The 22558-nt window shown below is 62.9% G+C and carries 22 protein-coding genes; 12 read left to right on the top strand and 10 right to left on the bottom strand.

The genetic code is table 11. The features are described 5' to 3' along the window. Positions 1-81: 81 nt before the first annotated feature. Both DT068_RS16845 and cobU read left to right on the top strand, forming a co-directional pair. Positions 82-456 carry a DUF1636 family protein gene (locus tag DT068_RS16845; RefSeq protein WP_119391040.1) on the top strand — a complete coding sequence of 125 codons (375 nt, stop codon included), beginning with the start codon at positions 82-84 and terminating at the stop codon, positions 454-456. After that, positions 453-1022, top strand: coding sequence for a bifunctional adenosylcobinamide kinase/adenosylcobinamide-phosphate guanylyltransferase (gene cobU, locus DT068_RS16840; RefSeq protein WP_119391039.1), 570 nt, complete (start codon positions 453-455; stop codon positions 1020-1022). Before DT068_RS16845 ends, cobU begins: the two co-directional genes overlap by 4 nt. On the opposite strand, the gene cbiB is transcribed toward cobU, so the two are convergent. The 4 genes from cbiB to cobA form a co-directional block, all read right to left on the bottom strand. After that, positions 955-1902 (bottom strand): adenosylcobinamide-phosphate synthase CbiB, encoded by a 948-nt coding sequence (gene cbiB, locus DT068_RS16835; RefSeq protein ID WP_119391038.1) that lies wholly within the window; start codon positions 1900-1902, stop codon positions 955-957. The genes cobU and cbiB overlap by 68 nt on opposite strands. Then, entirely contained in the window at positions 1902-3353 is a 1452-nt protein-coding gene (locus DT068_RS16830) for a cobyric acid synthase (RefSeq protein ID WP_119391037.1), read from the bottom strand. The genes cbiB and DT068_RS16830 overlap by 1 nt, the downstream gene beginning before the upstream one ends. Before the next feature lie 150 nt (positions 3354-3503). Then, the gene (locus DT068_RS16825; protein WP_119391036.1) at positions 3504-4787 is read right to left on the bottom strand and encodes a cobyrinic acid a,c-diamide synthase CobB; all 1284 of its coding nucleotides are present in this window, start codon (positions 4785-4787) and stop codon (positions 3504-3506) included. Continuing rightward, the gene (gene cobA / locus DT068_RS16820) at positions 4780-5622 is read right to left on the bottom strand and encodes a uroporphyrinogen-III C-methyltransferase (RefSeq protein WP_119391035.1); all 843 of its coding nucleotides are present in this window, start codon (positions 5620-5622) and stop codon (positions 4780-4782) included. The genes DT068_RS16825 and cobA overlap by 8 nt, the downstream gene beginning before the upstream one ends. Before the next feature lie 99 nt (positions 5623-5721). Between cobA and DT068_RS16815 the strand changes: the two genes are divergently transcribed. From DT068_RS16815 to DT068_RS16795, 5 genes are all read left to right on the top strand, one after another. Next, positions 5722-6468, top strand: a complete 747-nt coding sequence (locus DT068_RS16815) for a cobalt-precorrin-6A reductase (RefSeq protein ID WP_368904782.1) — start codon at positions 5722-5724, stop codon at positions 6466-6468. Between the two features lie 182 nt (positions 6469-6650). Next, positions 6651-7670: an amino acid ABC transporter substrate-binding protein gene (locus tag DT068_RS16810; RefSeq protein WP_119391033.1), complete on the top strand. Its 1020-nt coding sequence runs from the start codon at positions 6651-6653 to the stop codon at positions 7668-7670. Between the two features lie 101 nt (positions 7671-7771). Beyond that, positions 7772-8956, top strand: a complete 1185-nt coding sequence (locus tag DT068_RS16805; RefSeq protein WP_119391032.1) for an amino acid ABC transporter permease — start codon at positions 7772-7774, stop codon at positions 8954-8956. Positions 8957-8959: 3 nt separating this feature from the next. Next, the gene (locus DT068_RS16800) at positions 8960-10474 is read left to right on the top strand and encodes an amino acid ABC transporter permease (RefSeq protein ID WP_119391031.1); all 1515 of its coding nucleotides are present in this window, start codon (positions 8960-8962) and stop codon (positions 10472-10474) included. Then, positions 10474-11262 (top strand): amino acid ABC transporter ATP-binding protein, encoded by a 789-nt coding sequence (locus tag DT068_RS16795; protein ID WP_119391294.1) that lies wholly within the window; start codon positions 10474-10476, stop codon positions 11260-11262. The genes DT068_RS16800 and DT068_RS16795 overlap by 1 nt, the downstream gene beginning before the upstream one ends. A 191-nt stretch (positions 11263-11453) precedes the next feature. Here DT068_RS16795 and DT068_RS16790 read toward each other — a convergent pair whose 3' ends face one another. From DT068_RS16790 to DT068_RS16775, 4 genes are read right to left on the bottom strand one after another with little or no spacing between them, the layout of a single operon-like run. Further along, positions 11454-12683 (bottom strand): aminopeptidase, encoded by a 1230-nt coding sequence (locus DT068_RS16790; RefSeq protein WP_119391030.1) that lies wholly within the window; start codon positions 12681-12683, stop codon positions 11454-11456. A gap of 13 nt (positions 12684-12696) precedes the next feature. Next, the gene (gene sseA, locus DT068_RS16785) at positions 12697-13554 is read right to left on the bottom strand and encodes a 3-mercaptopyruvate sulfurtransferase (RefSeq protein WP_119391293.1); all 858 of its coding nucleotides are present in this window, start codon (positions 13552-13554) and stop codon (positions 12697-12699) included. A gap of 17 nt (positions 13555-13571) precedes the next feature. Continuing rightward, positions 13572-14288, bottom strand: a complete 717-nt coding sequence (locus DT068_RS16780) for an alanyl-tRNA editing protein (protein ID WP_119391029.1) — start codon at positions 14286-14288, stop codon at positions 13572-13574. Then, on the bottom strand, positions 14288-15334 hold the full coding sequence (locus DT068_RS16775; protein WP_119391028.1) for a cysteine synthase A: 1047 nt from the start codon (positions 15332-15334) through the stop codon (positions 14288-14290). The genes DT068_RS16780 and DT068_RS16775 overlap by 1 nt, the downstream gene beginning before the upstream one ends. A gap of 201 nt (positions 15335-15535) precedes the next feature. Between DT068_RS16775 and DT068_RS16770 the strand changes: the two genes are divergently transcribed. Then, the gene (locus DT068_RS16770) at positions 15536-16525 is read left to right on the top strand and encodes a zinc metalloprotease (protein ID WP_162914256.1); all 990 of its coding nucleotides are present in this window, start codon (positions 15536-15538) and stop codon (positions 16523-16525) included. 7 nt (positions 16526-16532) lie between these two features. On the opposite strand, the gene DT068_RS16765 is transcribed toward DT068_RS16770, so the two are convergent. Then, positions 16533-16769: a hypothetical protein gene (locus DT068_RS16765; RefSeq protein WP_162914255.1), complete on the bottom strand. Its 237-nt coding sequence runs from the start codon at positions 16767-16769 to the stop codon at positions 16533-16535. Between the two features lie 420 nt (positions 16770-17189). Between DT068_RS16765 and DT068_RS16760 the strand changes: the two genes are divergently transcribed. From DT068_RS16760 to DT068_RS16745, 4 genes are all read left to right on the top strand, one after another. Next, positions 17190-18218, top strand: a complete 1029-nt coding sequence (locus tag DT068_RS16760) for a zinc metalloprotease (RefSeq protein WP_162914254.1) — start codon at positions 17190-17192, stop codon at positions 18216-18218. A gap of 106 nt (positions 18219-18324) precedes the next feature. Further along, positions 18325-19347: a zinc metalloprotease gene (locus DT068_RS16755; RefSeq protein ID WP_162914253.1), complete on the top strand. Its 1023-nt coding sequence runs from the start codon at positions 18325-18327 to the stop codon at positions 19345-19347. 58 nt (positions 19348-19405) lie between these two features. Beyond that, positions 19406-20782: a CHASE2 domain-containing protein gene (locus DT068_RS16750; protein ID WP_119391023.1), complete on the top strand. Its 1377-nt coding sequence runs from the start codon at positions 19406-19408 to the stop codon at positions 20780-20782. 11 nt (positions 20783-20793) lie between these two features. Next, the gene (locus DT068_RS16745) at positions 20794-21642 is read left to right on the top strand and encodes a hypothetical protein (protein ID WP_119391022.1); all 849 of its coding nucleotides are present in this window, start codon (positions 20794-20796) and stop codon (positions 21640-21642) included. 13 nt (positions 21643-21655) lie between these two features. Here the strand turns inward: DT068_RS16745 and DT068_RS16740 are convergent, their stop codons facing one another. Then, on the bottom strand, positions 21656-22558 hold the full coding sequence (locus DT068_RS16740) for a nuclear transport factor 2 family protein (protein WP_119391021.1): 903 nt from the start codon (positions 22556-22558) through the stop codon (positions 21656-21658).

The raw sequence follows: 22558 nt of genomic DNA, 5'->3' as shown, positions 1-22558 counted from the left end.
AGGCTCCGTGGCGTTGACAGGACGAGGCAACTCAATCATTGAAGCAGCGAGATTGGCAAGCCCTGAAATTTCAACGCTCGCATGCGCCGCATCGTCTTCTGCATCACCTGCCGCCATTCGGTCGAGGACCGGGAGGGGCCTGACGGCCTGACCGGCGGCGAGACGCTGGCCCGGCATATGGAAGCTCTCCTCGCCGACAGGCAGCGGCAGGACATCACGGTCGACCGCCAGACCTGCCTGTGGTCATGCCTCAAGCACTGCAACGTGTTCCTGCAGGACACCGAGCGCTACAGCTATCTGGCCGGGGGATTCAGGCCGGCGCGGGAGACGGCCGAGGCCATCCTCGCCTGGTTCGATCTCCATGGCGAGAGCGCCACCGGGGAAGTATCCTTCAAAACCTGGCCGCAGGAGATGCGCGGTCATTTCATCGCCCGCTTTCCCCCGGTTCGGCCATGAGCCAGGTGACGCTCATCCTCGGCGGGGCGCGGTCGGGCAAGAGCCGTCATGCCGAAGGCCTGGCGCAGCGCCGCAAAGGCCAACGCGTCTATATCGCCACCGCGGAAATCACCGATGAGGAGATGCGCGAGCGTATCGCGCTGCACCGCAAGCAGCGCGGCTCCGGCTGGAAGACGGTCGAAGCCCCCCTCGACCTGGTCGGGCGGTTGCGCGATGCCGATGACGCGAGGAGCTTCATCCTCATCGACTGCATCACCGTGTGGATCAATAACCTGATGTATCACGGCAGGGATGTGGCGGGCGAAGTGGCCGAGCTCTGCGCCTTATTGTCAAGGATGCGTGCCCGGGTCGTCCTCGTCTCGAACGAGGTGGGCCTCGGCATCGTTCCCGACACTGCGCTGGGGCGCGCCTTCCGTGACGAGGCGGGGCGCGCCAATCAGGCCCTGGCGCAAGCCGCCGATGAGGTGCTGTTCATTGCCGCGGGACTGCCGCTCCTTCTCAAAAGAGCAAAGCCGGCACGGCGAAGAGCGCGAGCAAAAGCATCAAAGCGCGGCCGTAGAGGGTAAGCCCCGAGCGGATATCGCCGGCGGTCAGATCGTGCCGCCCATCGCCCATCCTGGCCAGGTCGACCAGGCGGCCCTGGTAGGAGCGCGGACCGCCAAGGCTCAGGCCAAGCGCGCCGGCGAGCGCCGATTCGGGCCAGCCTGCGTTGGGCGACACATGGCGATGGGCGTCGCGGGCCATGGCGATGAAAGCCCGCTTGCAGGATTGCCAGCCCGACGGCAGCGCCGCCAATGCGAAGAGAAGGCCGGTGAGGCGCGAGCACGGCAGATTGACGAGATCGTCGAGCCGCGCCGAGGCCCAGCCGAAAGCCAGATGGCGCGGCGATTTGTGGCCGATCATGGAATCGGCCGTGTTGATCGCCTTGTAGAGGACGATGCCCGGCAGGCCCAGAATTGCGAACCAGAAGACCGGCGCCACGACCCCGTCGGAAGCGTTCTCGGCCAGGCTTTCGAGCGCGGCGCGGGCGACGCCTGACTCATCGAGCGCCTGCGGGTCACGCCCGACGATGCGGCTTACCGCGGCGCGTCCCCGGTCGAGCGATTGCGAAAGTCCGTCCGCCACCGCCCGCACATGATCGCGCAGCGATTTCTGGGCAAGAAACGGCGTGGCGATGAGCGCTTCCATGACCCAGCCAAGGGGCAACTGGCGCAACAGGAAAGCGATTGCAGCGGCAACACCCCCGGCCGCCAGGAGAAGGATCCACAGGGCAACGATGCCGGCCGTGTGATCGCCCGGGCGGTCTTGCGGGTTGAGCCGGGCATCGAGCCAGGCAATCAACCGGCCGAACCATTCGACCGGATGGCCGACGAAACGGGCAACCGCAGGCGGATAGCCGAAGATGTTCTCGACGAGGAGGAGGGCGACGGCGGCTGTGATGAACATCAAAACACCACCGGGCTCGCGAACCCCAACAGGCGGGCGATATCGAGATGGCGTTCGAGATGCCGGGCCAGCTCGTCCAGTGTTTGCTCGACCGTGGCCTCGAAAGAAAGCGCGCTGCCCTTGCCGCCCAGCTCCTCGAGGAAATGCCGGCGAAACGCATCGGTTGTGAAAAGGCTGTGGATATAGGTGCCCATGACGCGTCCATCTGGCGACCGGGCGCCATCCGGAGATTCGCCGATCAGGGTGAAGGGCCGCGCGCAGTCGGGGCCGAGCGTGTGTCCGAGATGGATCTCATAGCCCGAGACCGTTTCACCGCTCGCCACGTGACGTGCCTCAACCCGCGTCAGGGTCTTGTCAGGCAGGAGCGTGGTTTCGACATCGAGAAGGCCGAGGCCCGGCGATGATCCGGGCTTTCCCTCCAGGCCTTGCGGATCATGGATCGTCCTGCCCAGCATCTGATAGCCGCCGCACAGGCCGAGGACGGCGCCGCCATGACGGCGATGGGCGGCAATGTCCGCATCCCAGCCCTGGGCGCGCAGGGCTTCAAGATCGCCAATGGTCGATTTTGAACCGGGAATGATGATGAGATCGGCGTTGCGGGGCAGGGGTTGGCCGGGCTGGACGATCTCGAGCGTCACGCCGGGTTCGAGCTTCAGGGGATCGAGATCGTCGAAATTGGCGATGCGGTTCAGGCGCGGGACGGCGATATGGAAATCGCCGGCGCCGCTCCGGGCGGCTTTCTCGAGCGCCACGGCGTCCTCGGCGGGAAGCCGGCTCGCCTCGGCAAAATGCGGCACGATGCCGAGGCAGGGCCATCGAGTGTGCTGCTCGGTGATCGTCACTCCTTCCGAAAAGAGTGTAGGATCGCCGTGGAAGTTGTTGATAAGGAAAGCTTTTATTCGAGATGCGTCCGCCGGCGGCAGGATCGCCTTTGTGCCGACGAGAGAGGCGATGACACCGCCCCGGTGGATATCGCCGATCAGGATGACCGGCGCATCCGCGGCTTCGGCAAAGCCCATATTGGCGAGATCGCCCTGGCGCAGATTGACCTCGGCCGGGCTTCCCGCCCCTTCGATGATGACGAGATCGGCATCGCGCGCGAGCTTGCGGTAGCTCTCCAGGATCGCCGGCATGTAGCGCTGGCGCTCGCGGAAGAAATCGCGGGCGCTGGCGGTGATGGTGCGGCGGCCCTGCACGATCACCTGCGCGCCGGTCGAGCTTTCGGGCTTGAGCAGGATCGGGTTCATGTCGACGGTGGGGGCAATGCGGGCGGCGCGCGCCTGCAAGGCCTGGGCACGGCCGATCTCGCCGCCATCGATGGTGACGGCCGCGTTGTTCGACATGTTCTGCGGCTTGAAGGGGCGAACCGCCATGCCGCGATCGGCGAAGAGCCGGCAGAGGCCGGCCGCGATGAGCGACTTGCCCACATCGGAGCCGGTGCCCATCAGCATGATCGCCTTGGCGGGAGACTTAGCCAATGGCAGTCTCCCATTTTTTTACCCTCCCGCGAAGCGGGGAGAGGGTAGGGGCCCGCCGCGCAGCGGCGGGAAGGGTGAGGGGTCTGCCAGAGGAAGGCTGCGAGCTTGTCGTAACGCGCGACCTCATGCGATCACATGGGCGTAGGAGCCCATGACCCTGTCGCGGCGCAACCCCATGGGCCCCAGATCGCGCTGGGCGGCGTCCATGGCCTGGAAGAGCGGCGTCTCATCGTCCTGGCGCGCGATGGTCGAATAGTGGAATTCGTGGCCTCTCAATTCGTGCGGCCAGGGCAGGGCGCCGTCATGCCGGAAATGACGATAGCCCAGATGCAGCTTGCGCCGGGCGAAGCTCGTGACGACCGGCAGGAGATCCGCCATGCGGTGCTCCAGGCCGTCCGCATCGATCAAGGCGCGGCCCAGCACCATGTAGCCACCGCATTCGCCATAGATCAGCCGGCCGCTTTTGGCCGCCGCGGTGAGGCCGGCAAGGAAACGCTCGGCCTGGCTCAGCCGTCCGGCATGCAATTCGGGATAGCCGCCCGGCAGGAAGATCGCGTCGGCGTCGGCTGCCGGCGCCTCGTCGGCCAAAGGCGAGAAGAACGACAGGCTGGCGCCCTGGCGGCGCCAGCCGGCGAGGAGATGCGCATAGGCGAAGGCAAAGGCCTCATCCCGCGCGATCGCCATGTGCTGGCCGAGCGGCGGCAGGGTCTGTTGCGTTAGCGCCACGCCAAGGGGGCGTGCGAAAGCGCGGAGCTTCGCCAGGTCGATATGCCCGGCGACGACATCGGCGGCACGATCGAGAAAGCCCGTCAGATCGGCATGCTCGCCCGCCTGGACCAGGCCCAGATGCCGGCTGGGCAGGCCGAGCGTCTGGTCGCGCGGAACGGCCCCCAGCACCGCCGCGCCGGAAGGCACAAGCGCCTGGCGCAGGATGGCCTCGTGACGGGGGCTGGCGACGCGGTTGAGGATCACCGCCGGAAGGGCGAGCCCCGGGCGATACGCTCTGAAGCCCTGGACCAGGGCCGCGATCGATTGCGCCTGGTGGCTGCAGTCGATGACGAGAATGACCGGCAGGCGCAGTTCCTCGGCAAGATCGGCGGTCGAGCCGCGTCCCTGTTCCGGCCCGTCGAAGAGTCCCATGACGCCTTCGATCAAGGCGAGGTCTGCCCCGTCGCCGATGCCGGCGGACAACGACGTGAGGAGCGGCGAGGGCATCGCCCAGGCATCGAGATTGAAACAGGGACGCCCGGTTGCCGCTTCATGGAATCGTGGATCGATATAGTCGGGACCGACCTTGGCCGATGCGACCACCACGTCTTGCCGTGCCAGCGCGCGCAAGAGAGCGAGCGTGATGACGGTCTTGCCGCTGCCCGACGAGGGAGCCGCGATGACAACGCCGTCAGCCAAGCGGATTCTCCCTCAGCGCTCCCTGATACCAGTCGAGGATGGCGCGCCATTCGGCGATCCGGCCCAGCACCACGATCGCCGGCGTTGCGAGCTCTCGCGCCGCCAGGAAGGATCTCACCTCGCCGAGCTTCGTCTCCAGGACGGATTGCTGCGGCAGTGTGGCGTGCGAGATCACCGTGACCGGATCCTGCGGATCGCGCCCGCCCGCCAGCAGCGCATCGGCGATCTCGGCGAGGTTCTTGACGGCCATATACATGACGATCACCGGCGAGGCGGTGGCGACCGCTTGCCAGTTCACATTGGCGGGCATGTTGCCGGAGGCATCGTGACCGGTGAGGAAGATCACCGAATGATTGGTGTCGCGATGGGTGGAAGGCAGGCCCGCATAGGCAAGCCCGCCAATGCCGGCGGTGATGCCGGGCACGATGCGGAAGGGGATTCCCGCCTTGACCAGGTGCTGGCATTCCTCGCCGCCGCGGCCGAACATGAAAGGATCTCCGCCCTTGAGGCGCAGAACCCGCTTTCCGGCCTGAGCCAGCTCGATCAGGCGAAGCGAGATGTCGCGCTGCTGCGCGGAGGGCTTGCCGCCGCGCTTGCCGGCATATTCGAGCTTGGTGCCCGGGCGCACCCAATCGAGGATCGCCGGATTGACGAGCGCGTCATAGACCACGACATCGCTCGATTGCAGCGCGTGATAACACAGAAGTGACATGAGCCCGGGAGCGCCCGGGCCCGCGCCCACGAGCCACACGGAGCCTGGCGCGAAGACCGGGAAGGGCTCGCTGTCGAGGCGTGCAAAGCCCGCTGCCGCGCCGCTGTTCGGTTGCCTGTTCATGCGGTGTTGTTTGCCTGAAATCCGGGATAATACAATCAGCTTATGGCAGTTTCCGGCGATACGCCCCCGACCGTTCCAGGCCCCCCGCCGACCCCAAATGTGGGCGCCGGCCCGAGGGTGCTGATCCTGGGCGGAACGGCAGAGGCGCGCGAGCTCGCGGGACTTTTGATCAAAAGCGGCTATGCGCCGGTGACAGCGCTGGCGGGCATCACACAGGAGCCGGCCGGCAGGGCAGGCGACACGCGCATCGGCGGTTTCGGCGGCGCTCAGGGGCTGGCGGATTATGTTGCGGCGCAGGGCTTTTGCGCCCTTGTCGATGCGACGCATCCTTTTGCCATGCGGATTTCCAGTTACGCCAAGGAAGCAGCGCAGCGTACGGGCCTGCCTCTGCTCAGGCTGGAACGTCCCGCCTGGACGCCGCAGCCCGATGACCGGTGGATCCCGGTTGCCGACAATCCAGCTGCCGTAAGTGCAGTTCCCGCACATGCCCGTGTGCTGCTCACCATCGGACGCAAGGAGGTTTCGCCTTATTTCGCGCGGTCCGACATCACCGGCATAGTCCGTATGATCGAGCCTTTGGACATGGAAGTTACCGGCAATTGGCGCGTCCTGCTGGCGCGACCGCCTTTCAGCCTGGAAGGCGAGCTTCGCTTGTTGTCGGACAACTCCATAACATATCTGGTCACGAAGAATTCAGGCGGCACGGAGACGCAAGCCAAGCTCGCGGCGGCACGCCTGAAAGGGCTTCCCGTCATCATGATCGAGCGGCCCCGGAAGCCGCAAGTGCCGACAGTCGCCGACAAGCGGCAGGCGCTCGAATTGCTCCGTCAAGTTGTAAGCGCTTGACCCCGCCGCGTTTCTCGGCTTCTCTAACTTCAAGAGAACAGGGCTATGCCGGTTCTCGAGGGAGTAACGAAAAGAGAATAGGCAGACCGCGCCAGAATGATAAGTGCTCCGATGAGGGCGATGCGATCTCCTCAACAAGAGATGAAATTCCGGGCGGCAGCATATTCAGAGAAGGATCAGCAATGAAAAACATGCTTATGTCACTGGCTTTGGGAGCAGGCCTCAGCGTCGCTGCGGTTTCCGCGGCTTCCGCCGCAACGCTCGACGACGTGAAAGCCAAGGGCTTCATCCAATGCGGCGCCAATACGAGCCTTATCGGCTTCGGCTTCCCGGACGACCAGAACAACTGGACGGGCCTCGATGTCGATTTCTGCCGGGCGCTTGCCGCGGCGATCTTCAACGACCCGACCAAGGTGAAATTCACCCCGCTGTCGGCCAAGGAGCGCTTCACGGCGCTGCAGTCAGGCGAAATCGACGTGCTGTCGCGCAACACGACATGGACGATGAGCCGCGATACGTCGCTCGGTCTTAAATTCGCGGGCGTCACCTACTATGACGGCCAGGGCTTCATGGTGAAGAAGTCCCTGGGCGTGAACAGCTCGCTCAATCTCAACGGCGCCTCGGTCTGCACCCAGACCGGCACCACGACCGAACTCAACCTCGCCGACTATTTCAAGGCGAACAACATGACCTATCAGGTCGTGGCATTCGAGCAGGAGCAGGAAGTGCTCAAGGCTTATGAGGACGGACGCTGCGACGTCTACACGACCGACCAGTCGGGCATCTATGCCCAGCGCCTCAAGCTGGCGGCGCCCGACGATCATGTCGTTCTGCCCGAGATCATCTCCAAGGAGCCGCTCGGACCGGTGGTGCGCCAGGGCGATGATGCCTGGTTCAATGTCGTGAAGTGGACCTACTTCGCGCTGCTCAATGCCGAAGAGCTCGGCATCACCTCCAAGAATGTCGGAGAGATGATGAACTCGACCAACCCGGAAGTCACGCGCTTCATGGGCAAGGAAGGCGATTTCGGCGTAGCCATCGGCCTTACCAATGATTGGGCCGCGCAGATCGTGAAGCATGTCGGCAATTACGGCGAGATCTTCGAGCGCAATCTGGGCGAGAGCAGCCAGCTCAAAATCGCCCGCGGCAAGAATGCGCTGTGGACCAAAGGCGGCCTGCAATACGCGCCACCGATCCGCTAAGCATCAAGAGGAAGCCCGGACCAAAGTCCGGGCTTCCTTGTTTTCCTGCACAACGAGATCACGCAAAGTGACAGTTGCAACGGGTGGGAAGGGGTGAAGGGATGACCGCAGTCATCGATGAAGCACGTCCGCAACGTGTTTCGTTCTTTAACGATCCGAAAGTACGCTCGCGCGCCGCGCAAATCGTCTTCGCGCTGCTGCTGCTGTGGGTCGGTTACGAGATCTATCACAATACGTCGGCCAATCTGGCGAAGCTCGGCAAAAACGTCGACTTCAACTTCCTGGGAAACACCGCCGGCTTCGATATCATCCAACGGCCGATCGAATATTCGCGTGAATCATCCTATTTGACAGCCATTCTCGTCGGCTTTCTGAATACTTTGATCATTGCGATACTGGGGGTCATTTGCGCGACAATCCTCGGTTTCGTCATCGGTGTCATGCGCCTGTCATCGAACTGGCTGCTTGCCAAGATGGCTGCCGGCTATGTCGAAATCATCCGCAACATACCGCTCCTCCTGCAAATCCTCTTCTGGTACACCGCCGTCCTCAAGCCGCTACCCGGACCGAAGGAGAGCCTGAGCTTCCTGGGCGTCGCGTTCCTCAATAATCGCGGTTTTATTATTCCCAAGCCGATCTGGGGCGATGGCGCAGGCTTTGTCGGTATCGCCTTCATCATCGGGTGCATCGCCGCCATTGCGGTCTCGCGCTGGGCCCGCCAGCGTCAGGAGCGCACGGGTGAGCAGTTTCATAGCTTCTGGGCCGGTCTCGGCCTCATTATCGGATTGCCGATCGTTGCCTTCCTGCTCGCCGGGGCTCCGGTCACTTTCGAGTATCCCGAGCTAAAGGGTTTCAATTTCGCGGGCGGCACGACAATCCTGCCGGAGCTGATCGCGCTGCTCCTCGCCCTTTCGATCTACACTGCATCGTTCATTGCCGAGATTGTCCGCGCCGGCATCATGGCGGTGAGTCACGGCCAGTCGGAAGCCGCGCATGCCCTGGGGCTGAGGGCGCAGCCGACGCTCCGGCTGGTGGTCATTCCGCAGGCTCTGCGCGTGATCATCCCGCCCCTGACCAGCCAATATCTCAATCTGACGAAGAATTCCTCATTGGCTGTGGCCATTGCCTATCCCGACCTGGTCGCGATGGGCGGTGTCGTCATGAATCAGTCGGGACGGGCGGTCGAGATCGTTGTGATCTGGATGATCGTCTATCTCGCGCTCAGCCTTTTCACATCCGCGTTCATGAACTGGTACAATGCGCGCGTGCGCCTGGTGGAGAGATAGGCCATGACTGATCTGTCCTCCAGCCATGCCTGGGTCCGCACCAAAGATGCGGAGCGTCTGCCGCCGCCACCCAATACGACTGGCGTGGTTGGCTGGCTGCTGCAAAATCTCTTCAACACGCCGTTGAACAGCGTCTTCACCATTATCGGCGTTGCCTTCATCGCCTGGATAGGGTGGGGGATCATCGAATGGGCCATCATTCGCGGCGTATTCAGCGGTGAGAGTCGCGACGCCTGCGTTGCCGTACCGGATTCGGGTGCCTGCTGGCCCTATGTGGCGGCCAAGTTCCATCAATTTGTCTATGGTTTCTATCCATTCGACCAGCGATGGCGGGTGAACATATGCTTCATCGTCGGCGCCATTGCGCTGGCGACCATGGCCATTCCCTCGCTGCCCTACAAGAAGTGGAACGCGCTCTTTCTGCTGGTCGTCTATCCGTTGATGACTTTCGTGCTGCTCACCGGCGGCAATCTCGATTTCTCCACTTCGACCCTCCTCGGCATCGTTGGTCTCCTGCTGCTTTCGGCGCTCATCGTGCCGCTGCTTGCTTTCGGCATCGAAGAAGGCGTGCAGCGCAACCGGACCGCTCTCCTGCTTGCCGGTGCGGCACTCCTGATCTGGCTGGTGACGCTGTTCATCAGCATGCCGGAGATCAACCTGCTGGGCAGCTTCGTGTCTGTGTCGACATTGGCGGTGGTTGCTCTGCTCCTCGCCGCGGCGATCATGTCCCTCGTGCATGAAGCATCGTCGCGCGATGTCTCGGCCCGATCGGCGCTGCTCGGCTGGGTCGGCGCCTGCTGCGCCGTCATCGCCGTCCTGCTTGTGATGACCGTCGATTTCGGCCTGGTTGCGGTCGAGACCCAGCAATGGGGTGGCCTCCTGGTGACCATGGTCGTGGCGATCACCGGGATCGTTGCCTCGCTGCCGCTCGGCATCCTTCTGGCTCTTGGCCGGCGCTCAAAGATGCCGGTGGTGCGGCTGTTCTCGGTGGTTTTCATCGAAGTATGGCGCGGTGTGCCGCTCATCACGGTGCTCTTCATGTCGAGCATCATGCTGCCGCTGTTCCTGCCGGAAGGCGTGAATTTCGACAAGCTGCTCCGCGCTCTCGTTGGTACCGCCCTGTTCTCGGCAGCCTATATGGCGGAGACGGTCCGCGGTGGACTGCAGGCCATTCCCAAGGGGCAATATGAAGCCGCCCAGGCGCTTGGCCTTTCCTACTGGAGAACGATGAGCCTGATCGTGCTGCCTCAGGCGCTCAAGATCGTCATCCCGGGCATCGTCAATTCTTTCATCAGCCTGTTCAAGGATACGACGCTGGTTCTCATCATCGGACTCTTCGATCTGCTCGGCATCGTGAAGGCCAGCTTCGCCGATCCCAAATGGGCTGCACCGCAGACGGCCTCCACCGGATTCTTTGTCGCCGCGCTGATGTTCTGGGTCTTCTGCTTCGGCATGTCACGCTATTCGATTTACATGGAACGCCGGCTCGCGACCGGTCACAAGAGACGAGGGATATGATGACTCAAGCGTCGACAACGCCGAAGGTCCAGGCGGCGGCAGGCAACCAGGCGGGCGAGGTCGCCATTCAGCTCGTTGGCGTCAACAAATGGTACGGCGAATTCCATGTGCTGCGCGACATCAACCTCGCGGTCGAACGGGGCGAGCGCATCGTGATCTGCGGGCCTTCGGGCTCGGGCAAGTCGACGCTCATTCGTTGCATCAACCGCCTGGAAGAGCATCAGTCGGGCCAGATCATCGTCGACGGCAACGAACTCACCAACGACCTGAAGCGGATCGATGAGGTCAGGCGCGAAGTGGGCATGGTGTTCCAGCACTTCAATTTGTTTCCGCATCTGACTGTGCTCGAGAACCTCACGCTCGCCCCGATCTGGGTGCGCAAGATGGCAAAGGCGGAAGCCGAGGCGGTGGCGATGAAGTATCTCACTCGCGTGAAGATTCCCGAGCAGGCGAAGAAATATCCGGGCCAGCTCTCAGGCGGCCAGCAGCAGCGCGTCGCCATTGCCCGCTCGCTGTGCATGAATCCCAAGATCATGCTGTTCGACGAGCCGACCTCGGCGCTCGACCCCGAAATGATCAAGGAAGTGCTGGAGGTGATGGTCGATCTGGCGCAATCCGGCATGACCATGCTGTGCGTCACGCATGAGATGGGCTTTGCCCGTCAGGTCGCCAACCGGGTGATCTTCATGGATCAGGGCCAGGTCATCGAGCAGAACTCGCCGGCCGAGTTCTTCACCAATCCGAAGAGCGAGCGCACCAAGCTGTTCCTGAGCCAGATACTGCACTGATCGATCGAGCCCGTTGCCATTGCGGGCGCAAAGGTGCGATCGGTAGGTCGTTTGTGCGGTGGCCAATCGAGTGCCGCTGTCAGCGAGTCGGGGGAAATCCCTGTCGGAGATAACGCTGGAGGCGGCAAAGTTCTCCCCTGTAGTTCGCTGTAGTTCCCTGTAAATTCCCTGTTCTTGCCTGAGCGTGGATACTAGGCGGCCCAATCGCCCTTGCGCATGAGAGGCTCCTTCGCGCCATTGGCGAGCACGCCATCGATATCAAGCTCGCCCGATCCGATCATCCAGTCGACATGGATGAGGCTGGCATTGGCGCCGGCCGAAGCCAGCGCCTCGGCGCTCAGGGTCGAACCGTTCTTCATCGTGTCGGTATAGGACTGGCCGACGGCGATGTGGCTCGCCGCATTCTCGTCGAACAAGGTGTTGTTGAAGACGATGCCGCTTCTGGCGATGGGCGAAGAATGCGGCACCAGCGCCACTTCGCCGAGGCGCGCGGCCCCTTCATCGGTCGCGATCATGTTGGCGAAGACATCGCCGCCCTTGTCGGCATGGGCTTCGACGATGCGCCCCGCTTCGAAGCGCACCCTTATGCCGTCGATGAAGGTGCCCTGGTAGGACAATGGCTTGGTGGCCGAGACCGTGCCATCGACTCTGGCCCGGTGCGGCATGGTGAAGACCTCTTCGGTCGGGATGTTGGCATTGCAGGTGATGCCGTTGCGCGAGAGCGACTCTCCGCCCTTCCAGACATGGCCGTCGACGAGGCCGATGGTGAGGTCGGTGCCGGGGCCGCGATAGCTGAGCGCCGCATAGCGCTTCGCATTGAGGAGCTCCGTACGCTGACGAAGATTGCGCGAGTGCTCGACCCAGGCGGCGACCGGATCGGGCTGGTCGGCCCGGCTGCAGGCGAAAATCGCATTCCAAAGCTTTTCGAGCGCGGCGTCCGCGGGCAAATCGGGGAAGACCGATCGGGCCCAGGGCGCCGTCGCCGCTGCCACGACACACCAGTTGATCGCATGGCCCGCGATCAGCTCGAGCGCCGGGCGATAGGCCTTCGAGCGTGCGCGATTGGCCCTTGCCACCTTGTCCACATCCTGGCCGGCGAGCAGGGCAGGGTCCTCGCCGATGATGGCGAGCCGCGCCGCGCCTGCCTTGAAGGCGGTGGCCATGCCGTCGAACAGCCAGCCGGTCGCCTTGTCGAAGCTTTCGTCGGGTGCGTGCTGGTAGCGCGCCAGCGTCGTGACATCGTCGCCATAGAGGGTCGTGACCAGCGTCGCGCCGGCACGATAGGCGTGCTCGGTGACACGGCGCACCAGCGGGAGCGCTTCGACCGGTGCCGTCACGACGAGTTCCTGGCCGGGAGCGATATTGAGGCCGGAGCGGACGATCAGGCGGGCATAGCGGTCGAGAAGATCTGCATGTGTCATCAGTGTCTCACATTCAACGAGGTTTGGCGGTGCCGGTCTCGACCGGCGTGTCGGCGGCAGCGCCCCATTCGCTCCATGAGCCGTCATAGAGCGCATGATCCCTGGCGCCGATCAAAGTGAGGCCGAGGCTCAGTATCGCTGCCGTTACGCCTGAGCCGCAGGAGGTGATGACCGGCTGCTTCACGTCGATGCCGGCGTCGGCGAAGGCCTTGGCGATGGCATCCACTGATTTCAGCGTGCCGTCGGGCTTGAGCAAGGTCGCATAGTGGACATTGTTCGCGCCCGGAATGTGGCCGGACCGCACGCCGGGACGGGGCTCAGGCTCCTGGCCGGTGAAGCGGCCGGGAGAGCGCGCATCGGCAACCTGGCTCTTGCCGGTCTTGAGGTTGGCCAGCATCTCCGCCTTGTCGCGCACCATCATCGACTGGAAGCGGGCGGAGAAATGCCGCTCCTGCGGCTTGCCGGGCGGATCCTCATCGATCGGCCGGCCTTCGGCCTTCCATTTGGGAAATCCGCCGTCGAGCACCGCGACGTCGTCATGGCCGAAGACGCGGAACATCCACCAGGCGCGCGCCGCCGAGAAGAGCCCGGCGGTGTCATAGGCGATCACTTTCTTGCCGTCGCCGATGCCGAGCCTGCGCATGCGGGAAGCGAATTTTTCGGCACTCGGCAGCATATGGGGAAGCGTTGTGGCGGTATCGGAAATGTCATCGATGTCGAAGAACCGGGCGCCGGGAATGCGCGCCGCCTGGAATTCGGCCTTGGCGTCGCGTTTCGCCGCCGGCAGATGCCAGGACGCGTCGATGATCGCGATATCGGGGGCCGCGAGACGCTCGGCCAGCCACTCGGTGGATACGACATAAGGCGACATGATCACTCCGATGGATATCAGCTCGCGAAGGCAAGCCTTATGCGGCGGTTCATCTTGCCCTTGTTCTCGATCTTGGCGACGACGACGGGGCCGATGGCGCCGGTCGATCTCAGATGCGTGCCGCCGCAGGGCTGCAGGTCGACGGAATCATTCTCGCCGATCGCGACGAGGCGGATACGTCCCGAGCCGCGCGGCGGCTTGACCCACAGGGTGCGGACGAGCGAGGGATTGGCGTCGAGCTCCTCTTCGGCGATCCAGCGCGTCGTGATCGGGTGATCCTCGCTGATCCAGCCGTTGATCTTCGCCGCCAGCTCATCCTTGATCGGTATGTGGCCTTCCGGGATGTCGAAATCGATGCGCCCGCCATCCTCGGTGAGGGCGCTTCCCGTCACCGGAAAGGGCACGGCGGCGCAGAGCAGATGCATCAGCGAATGGCAGCGCATGTTGCGGAAGCGGTTCGCCCAATCGAGCTCGGCCGAGACCGATGTCCCGGGCGCGAGCGTCACGGGTGCGGCCGGCACATGCACGGCGTTCTTCGTCTCGTCATAGACGGTCGTGGCGATCGCGATGGGCGAGCCATCGACGACAAGGGTGCCCTTGTCGCCCGGCTGCCCGCCGGCCGTCGGGTAGAACACCGTCTGGTCGAGGATGATGCCGCCGCGCTCATTGATGCCGATGACCTTGGCTTCGCAGGACTGGCGATAGGCGTCGTCGCGAAAGAGGAGGGCAGTCATCAGGCCGTCACGTCTTCGAACACGCCCGGCACGCTCGGCACATGCTCCTCGAGCCAGTCCGGAACCGGCAGGCCCTTCTCGCGTAGGAATTCGGGGTTGAACAGTTTGGACTGGTAGCGCGTGCCATAGTCGCACAGCAGCGTCACGATCGTGTGGCCGGGTCCCATCTGCCTGGCGAGGCGGATGGCGCCGGCGACATTGATGCCGGTCGAGCCGCCGAGACACAGGCCTTCCTCCTTCAGGAGATCGAAGACGATCGGGATCGCCTCCGTATCCGGAATCTGGAAAGCGTCGTCGACCTTGGCGCCCTCGATATTCTTGGTGATGCGGCCCTGGCCGATGCCTTCGGTGATGGAGGAGCCTTCCGCCTTGAGCTCGCCGGTCTTGTAATAGCTGTAGAGCGCCGCGCCTAAGGGATCGGCAAGGGCGATACGGATGTTCTTGTTCCTGGCCTTGAGGCCGTCGCTCACGCCGCCCAGCGTGCCGCCCGATCCGACGGCGGAAACAAAGCCATCGATCCTGCCATCGGTCTGCTGCCAGATTTCCGGCGCCGTGGTCTCGACATGGGCTCGGCGGTTGGCGATGTTGTCGAACTGGTTCGCCCAGATGGCGCCTTCGGGGGTGGTCTTGGCCAGGGCTTGGGCAAGACGGCCGGAATATTTCACATAGTTGTTAGGATTCTTGTAGGCGACGGCGGGGACCTCTACCAGCTCGGCGCCGAGCAGGCGCAGCGTGTCCTTTTTCTCCTGGCTCTGGGTCACCGGAATGACGATCACAGTCTTGAAGCCCATTGCATTGGCGACGACGGCGAGGCCGATGCCGGTATTGCCGGCCGTGCCTTCGACGATGGTGCCGCCTGGGCGCAACTCGCCCCGGGCGATCGCGTCATTGATGATGAAGAGCGCGGCCCGGTCCTTCACCGACTGGCCGGGATTCATGAATTCGGCCTTGCCGAGAATGGTGCAGCCGGTCAGCTCGGAGGCCTTCTTCAGCTTGATCAGGGGGGTGTTGCCGATCGCGGCGATGACATCCGGCTTGATATCCATGAATTCTCCGACGGACTTAAAAACTGCAGGGACGAACCGATAACAGGTCCCGTTGGCGCACGGAAGATCGCTTTAGGGGCGTCCCGGCATGGAAAGAACGCCTTGCCAGCGCAGATTCACCATCTTCCGCTGCGATAAGTTTGTTTTGCACTGTTTTTCAGCGTGTTAGATTTATCCCGGCAATTCAACACGGAGTACGGCATGTCTGGTTTGAGGCTGGCGCGGATATCCGCCGCCGCAATGGCAGTTGCAGTGTTTCTGGCGGGGCAGGCGTGGGGCGATGGCGGCCATGTCGGGACCGGCGGGCCGCCGAAGGCCCAGCTCAGCCGTCTGGCAGAGCAGCAAAAAAGATTGAATTCCCTGGATAATTCCGATGCTGCGCGCAGCCTCTACTCGCAGCTGATGGTATGGCCGCCAAGCTATGCAAAGCTCAGGGTCTGTTTCTTCGGCGGCTCACCGGAAACGAATGCCGCTATCGCCAAGGTGGCGGGTGAGTGGATCACCCGCGATGTCGGTCTCAAGCTCGATTTCGGCAATGAGCATAAGCCGCGGAAATGCTCCGCCGGCACGCGCGAGAACCAGATCCGCATTTCCTATGACGCTCCCGGCTACTGGTCGCATACCGGCCAGAACGCGGTTGTCCTCGCCGGCCAGAATGAACCGTCGCTCAATCTCGAGGGCTTTGACAGGATGGAGCCCGCCAAGCTCGGTCAGGGCAATGAGCGCGCCATCATCCTGCATAGCTTCGGTCACGCTTTGGGGCTGCTGCATGAGCAGCTGCTGGCGAATGGCCGCTGCCAAGAGGAGTTCGACTGGAAGTACATCGAGGCCCAGGGGAGTGGTCTGGACGGGCCGTTGACCTGGATAATACCGATACCTGCCATCATCATGCAGTCGGGGCCCGATCTGGTCGCCAGCGAGTTCGATGCGAAATCCGTCATGCTCGAGCCCTATCCCGAGAAGTTCTTTGTAAAAGGGGCGGCCAGCCCCTGTTTCATCAAGCAATATAATCGGGATGTCTCGGCGGGCGATCATGCCGCAATGGCCGGCCTTTATCCCGCCAAGGGGGCAAAGCGGGCCGAGGCCTTCCGGAAGAAGAAAGCCGCCTTTCAGGAGATCGCCGACAAGGCCGGCAAGAGCAAGCGCCAGGCGGCTCGCGACGTCATGCGGGCCTATTTCGGCGGCAAGTGACCGGCGCTTAAAGCGGTTTGGTCCGCAAGGTGATCGACGGCGGCAGTTTGGCTTCGGGAATGTAATTCGGGTCGACCTTCTGTGCGATACAGTCGCCCAGCATCAGATAGTCCGAGTTCGGCATATGGAACCAGCGCCGGAACTCCTCGGTCGTCATGTGGCCCATAAGGTAAATCTCGAGCACCTGGCGACTGAAAGGGTGAAGCCTGGACGGCAGGCAGGAATCGATATCGCGGATATCCACGGAATGTCGCTCCATTTCCTCGCCGGTTCATGTTGCTCCCTTTTTGCCGACAATCAAAGATGCCGGCGAAGGGCCGGTGCTCGGCGCCATGAACTCGCCCGAATTTGACGCGTTGTCATCGCAGTTTTACCACCTTCCGCTGCGATAACTATTTTAACGCGATGGCCCCCTGTGCTAGATTCGCCTGGTCCGGGGGGAGTTCCTACAGGGAGTAATGCATGTCGGTCTTGAGGCTGGCCAGGGTAAGCGGACCCGTGGCGCTGGCTACCATATGGGATGCCCGATCCCCGGGGCATTGGGACCGGTCCTCTCGAACTCGCTGGAATCACTGGATGATTACCGACTTGCCGCGCAACCCTGATGACGGCAACCAGACTTTATTTGAAATGTGATCGAGTCCAACCGAAGGAGACTGAGTGCATGACGGCGTTAGGCGTTTCAAAATGGATGTTCGCGTCGGTGATTGCCGCTGCGGCGGCAACAGGTGCGGTCGCGGCGGAGAAGAATCCGCTGCTGGCGCGCGACGGCCTCCCGGAAAAATACATCAAGCGCATCAAGCAGTACCAGGCGGCGCTCGACAAGCTCGATGATTCCGAGCAGGCGAAGGGCATCTTCCGCAACAGCTCGCTGTGGGGGCCCAACTATCCCAAGCTGCGTGTCTGCTTCTTCGAAGGCAGCCAGGCCCTGCGCGAGGTGGTGGCCAATGTCGCCAAGGAGTGGATGGCGGAAGACAATTCGATCCGGCTCGATTTCGGCAAGCCCGGCAAGCGGCGCACCTGCCAGCCCGGGAACGGTAATGAAATGCAGATCCGTGTGTCCTTCAGCCAGGAAGGCTACTGGTCGCAGGTCGGCCAGAACAGCGTGGTGTTCGTCGAGCAGAAGGATCCGTCCCTCAATCTCGGCGGCTTCATGAATGTGTCGCCGGACCAGCTCTCCGATTATGAGATCGGCACCATCCGCCATGAATTCGGCCATGCGCTCGGCATCGAGCATGAGCACCAGAATCCCAAGGGCGGCTGTGACAACGAATATAACTGGAAACTGATCTACCAGTATCTGGAAGGCCCGCCGAACAACTGGACCAAGGAGACGATCGACTGGAACCTCAGGCAGGCCTCGGGCGAGGATCTGCAGATGACCAAGTTCGACAAGAACTCGGTCATGCTCTACCAGTTCCCGTCCGATTTCTACAAGAAAGGCGCCAAGAGCAAGTGCTTCGTGCCGGCGCCGAATTCGCAGATCTCGGGCGGCGACCGTGCTCTGGCCGCCGCCATGTATCCGGCCAACGCGGCCTCGCGCCTCGAGAACTTCAAGGAGAACAAGGACAAGTTCGAGGCGATCTGGAACAAGGACGGTGGTGACGCCGGCACCAAGGGCGTGATGTTCGACGCCGTCAAGGCCTTCTTCGATCGCCCTGGCACCAAGGACGCTCCGGCCGAAGAGGATTGATCGGCTTGGCGATGTGAAGGGCCGGCGGGAAACCGCCGGCCCGTTTGTGTGGGGCAACTGAATTCTCGAATTTCTGCCTTCAACTTCATCGCGGGAGAACGGGTGAATGACGGCGTCAGCTTTCTCTAAATGGTTGGTCGCGGCGGTGATCGCGCTGTCGGCGGCAGGCGGTGCGTCGGCGACGGAGAAGGAGCGGTTGCTGGCGCGCGACGGGCTTCCGGCGGAATATGTCAAGCGCATGCTGCAGTATCAGCAGGCGCTCGAGAAGCTTGACGATTCGGAGCAGGCCAAGGGCATCTATCGCAACACCACGCTCTGGGGGCCGAATTATCCCAAGCTGCGCGTGTGCTTCTTCGAGGGCAGTCAGGCCCTGCGCGATGCAGTGGCCAATGCCGCCAGCGAATGGGCCGCCGAAACCACTTCGATCAGGCTCGATTTCGGCAAGCCCGGCAAGCGGCGCAGCTGCCAGCCGGACGGCAGCGGCGCCGAAATGCAGATCCGCGTATCTTTCAGCAAGGACGGCTACTGGTCGCATATAGGCCAGAACAGCGTCGTCTTTGCCGCGCAAAACGAACCGTCGCTCAATCTCGGCGGCTATCTCGGGATCACCCAGCTCTCCGACTACGGGAAGGGCACTGTCCGGCATGAATTCGGCCATGCGCTCGGCATCGAGCATGAGCACCAGAACCCAAAGGGTGGCTGCGATGACGAGTACAATTGGAAACGCGTCTACAGCTACCTGCAAGGCCCGCCGAACAACTGGACCAAGGAAACCATCGACTGGAATCTCCGTCAGGCCTCCGGCGAAGACCTTCAGCTGACGAAGTTCGACAGGAAATCGGTGATGCTCTATCAGTTCCCGGCGGATTTCTACAGAAAGGGCGCCAAGAGCAAATGCTTCGTGGCAAGGGAGAGCACACGGGTTTCGGCCGGCGACCGGGCTCTGCTCGCCCTCATGTATCCGGCTGATCCGGCGTCGCGGATCGCGGCGTTCAAGAAGAACAGGGAAAAGTTCGAAGCGATCTGGAACAAGGGCGGTGATGCGGGCACCAAGGGCGTCATGTTCGATGCCGTCAAGGCGTTCTTCGATCGTCCCGGCACGAAAGATGCTCCGGCCGAAGAGGATTGAATTTGATGATCGGCCGGCTTTTCATTCGGCTGGTCTGGCTTGCAGTTGAGGATGGCAAATGGTCACCCGCCGACGGATGACGCCATGGAGCCCGGGGAGCTGGCCGCGGTGGATCTGGGCGATCATCACGGCGGTTCTCGTGGCGGTGCTCATCTTGCTGGGCGGCGGCAAGAGCATTACCGCAGCCTATAAGAGTCTCACCGAAACCGATCGCATCATCGAGATATCGGCGGCCCTTTCGGGGGCGGCGGAGAACTCGGTGCCGGTCACCCTGATCAAGATCGACGACGAAACCATGCTGCGATGGGGAAATCCGCCGATCACGCCTCACGCCGCCCTGGCGCAGCTCATCCGTACTGCCGAAGCGGGCGGGGCAACCGGCATCGTCGTCGATATCGATCTGGCATCGGAGAACACGGCGACGATGGCCGATCCGCAACTCGTCCAGGCGATCTCCAACTCCACCGTGACCACGCTGCCCTTGATGTTCGTGCGCAGCTTCCGCGCCGGCGGCGTGAGTGAGGACCAGGCCGGGCCAGGACCGGCGGCCGCCAACCCGACACCTTATGACGGCGCCTTCGCTCAATCCGGAAAGGCCATCTGGGTGAGCGTCCTGACGCCGCTGTCGGCCGATCGCATCGTGCGCCGGCTCCGGCTGTGGCAGACCATCTGCGAGGGAGCGGAAGGGGTCAGCTATCCCTCGCCGGCGCTCGTGGTGGCGGCGCGTTTCGATGCGCAAGGCGATCGCTCGGCCGATCTCGGCAAGTTCCTCGCGGCGCAAGTGGACCGGCGCTGCAAGCGCCTCGACGCCCAGCCGGCGCTGTGGCCGCATCGCGCCTCTTCGGACGTGGCCATCCAGTATATGTTCAACGCCGAGACCGACGAGGCGACCGCGAAGACGGTCGCCTACAAGGGGGCCCAGGTTCCCGTGTTCAAGCAGATATCGGCGTCGGCATTGGTCGGCTTCGATGGGACGCAGGCCAGCGCCACTGGCGAAATCCATCCGGAGGCCTTCAAGGACCGCATCGTGGTGATCGGCGTCACCCATGGCAATTCGCACGACATCTATGCGACGCCGCTCGGTTCGCAGCCCGGTACCGTCATTCTCGCCAATTCCATTGCCGCCGCCTCGGCCATGGCCGACATGCCGGAGGCATCGCCTCTTACCGAGCTTCTGATCGCCATCGGCATATTCGGGCTGCTGGCTTTCTTCTCTTACAAGTTCCAGCTGGCGCCGGCCGCACTCTTTGCGGGCGTCGCCACGGTGGCGGCGGCGCTGATCCTGTCGCGCATGTTCGGGTTCGACGCCGCCATCCGCATCATCGCGGTGACCATCACGCTGTTCGTCCTGCACAAGTTCATCGATTCGTCGGCGGGCGTCATCTATGACTGGAGCCACGGCAAAGGCTGGCGCTCCATACTCAAACCGCATTGAGGAGTATCATCGTGCTGCTGCGCGTCCTGCTCTTCCTCGCCGTCCTGAACCTGTCGGCAGGTTTCGCCATCGCCGAGGATGCGCGCCCGGCCGGCTATATCATGGCCTATGAGCTGAAGGGCGCCGATGCCGACAAGGGAACCGTCGTGGTGCGCAACGGAACCGAGCTCGCACCCAAGCTCCTGATGCCGCTTTATGACGATGACGCCGTCTTCATCCGCGAAGAGGCGAGCCGGATCACGCTGAGCCTCGCCCGGGAAGGCAATCTGGTCGTCTCCGGCAAGCTCATGCGCAAGGACATCACCGGAGAAATGACGAGCGGCGATGACGGCTTCAGCATCATCGAGCAGATCGCCGCCATCCTGGCGGGCGACAGCGACGATAATGGCTTTTCCGTCCTCGTGTCGAAGGGAGGCGATGAGATCAAGGCGCCGGCGGCGGTGCGCGGCCGCAACTATGTGCTGCGTGACGGTGGGGCCTTGCATCTGGCCTGGCTGGGCGGCGAGGCGCCGTTCTCGGTGCGGATCGATCAGGGGCAGGGCGGTGAGGCTGCCCGGCAAGAGGCGCGCGACATCGAGATCCCGCTGGCCAGGATCGCCGGCCGCAAATTCGCGGTGACCGTCACAGATGCGCGCAAGAAGAAGCTGCGTGTCGCCTTCGAGCTGCGCAAGGCGGCGCCGAAAGTGCCGGACGAGGTCAAAGCGCGCGACAGCAATGGCACGATCGCCGCCGTCTGGCTTGCCGGGCGTGAAAACGGAGCATGGCGGATGGAGGCGCTTCGCCGGCTGCGGGCGCTGCCGCAGGACAAGACGACGATGGAGCTGATCGCGGCCCTGGAGCAAGGCTGGCTGCCGAAGTGAGTGGTGTCCGTGATCAGGCCACGGACGCCATCACGGCGGCGGTATCGAAATACTCATAGAATTCGGTAGCCTTGCCGCGGTTGAAACGCCAGAGATCGGCCTTGGGCGAGTGGAAAGTCTTGCCGGTCGCCTTGTTGGTGAAGCTGACATCGGACAGCACCAGGATATAGGGACCGCCGGCGATATATTCCTTGACCTTGTAGCCCTCCATCCGGAAAACCTGTTCCAGCCCGCGAAAATATTCGCCGACTTCGACGCGGCTCTTGCGCCGCCTGGAAAAGGCCACCGGATCGGCGCCTTCCGTCAAGGAGCCCCAAAGGACATTGGGAGCGAGGATCTCCATGATCGCCTCGGCACTTCCGCCCTTGGTCTTGTCCCATTGGTCATAGAGCTTCCTGAGCGCCTTCACATTGGCCTTTGCCGCCGCCGTCATCCCGGTTGCGGTGCGCGAGGCGCCCGATTTGAACAGGGGCTTCGGCTTCTGGGGAACGGTGCACACACCTTCCGGGCTGCAGGCTGCATAGGCCTGGTGGTTGTCGAAGAACTCGAAGAAATCGGCGATCTTGCCGCGCTTGAGGCGGATGATGTCGAGCTTGGGCGTGTGGACGACCTTGCCGGTGTGCTTCTGCCTCCAGGCGCATTCGCATATGACCGCGATCGTCGCGCCTTGCACCAGGAACATGTGGACATTGTAGAAGATCATCTCCCAGTCCCTGGCGAGACCATCGAAATAGGCACGGACCTTGTCCTTGGTGCTGTGATCGCGGGTGAACAGCATGGGCTGCGCACCGGCACCGATCGAGCGGAAAGTGCCATCGTCGGCCATCATCTGGATGAAGCGCTCGCTTGTCGTTCCCTTGCCGCGATCCCATGCGCGATAATGCGATCTGACCTGATTCACGATATTTGCCGGCAT

Origin of the sequence: Taklimakanibacter lacteus (assembly GCA_003576695.1) — a bacterium.
In the GTDB taxonomy this organism is placed as follows: Bacteria; Pseudomonadota; Alphaproteobacteria; order Rhizobiales; family Aestuariivirgaceae; genus Taklimakanibacter; species Taklimakanibacter lacteus.
Note: the sequence above shows the minus strand (reverse complement) of the source record. Positions and strands in the feature narration are given on the sequence as shown.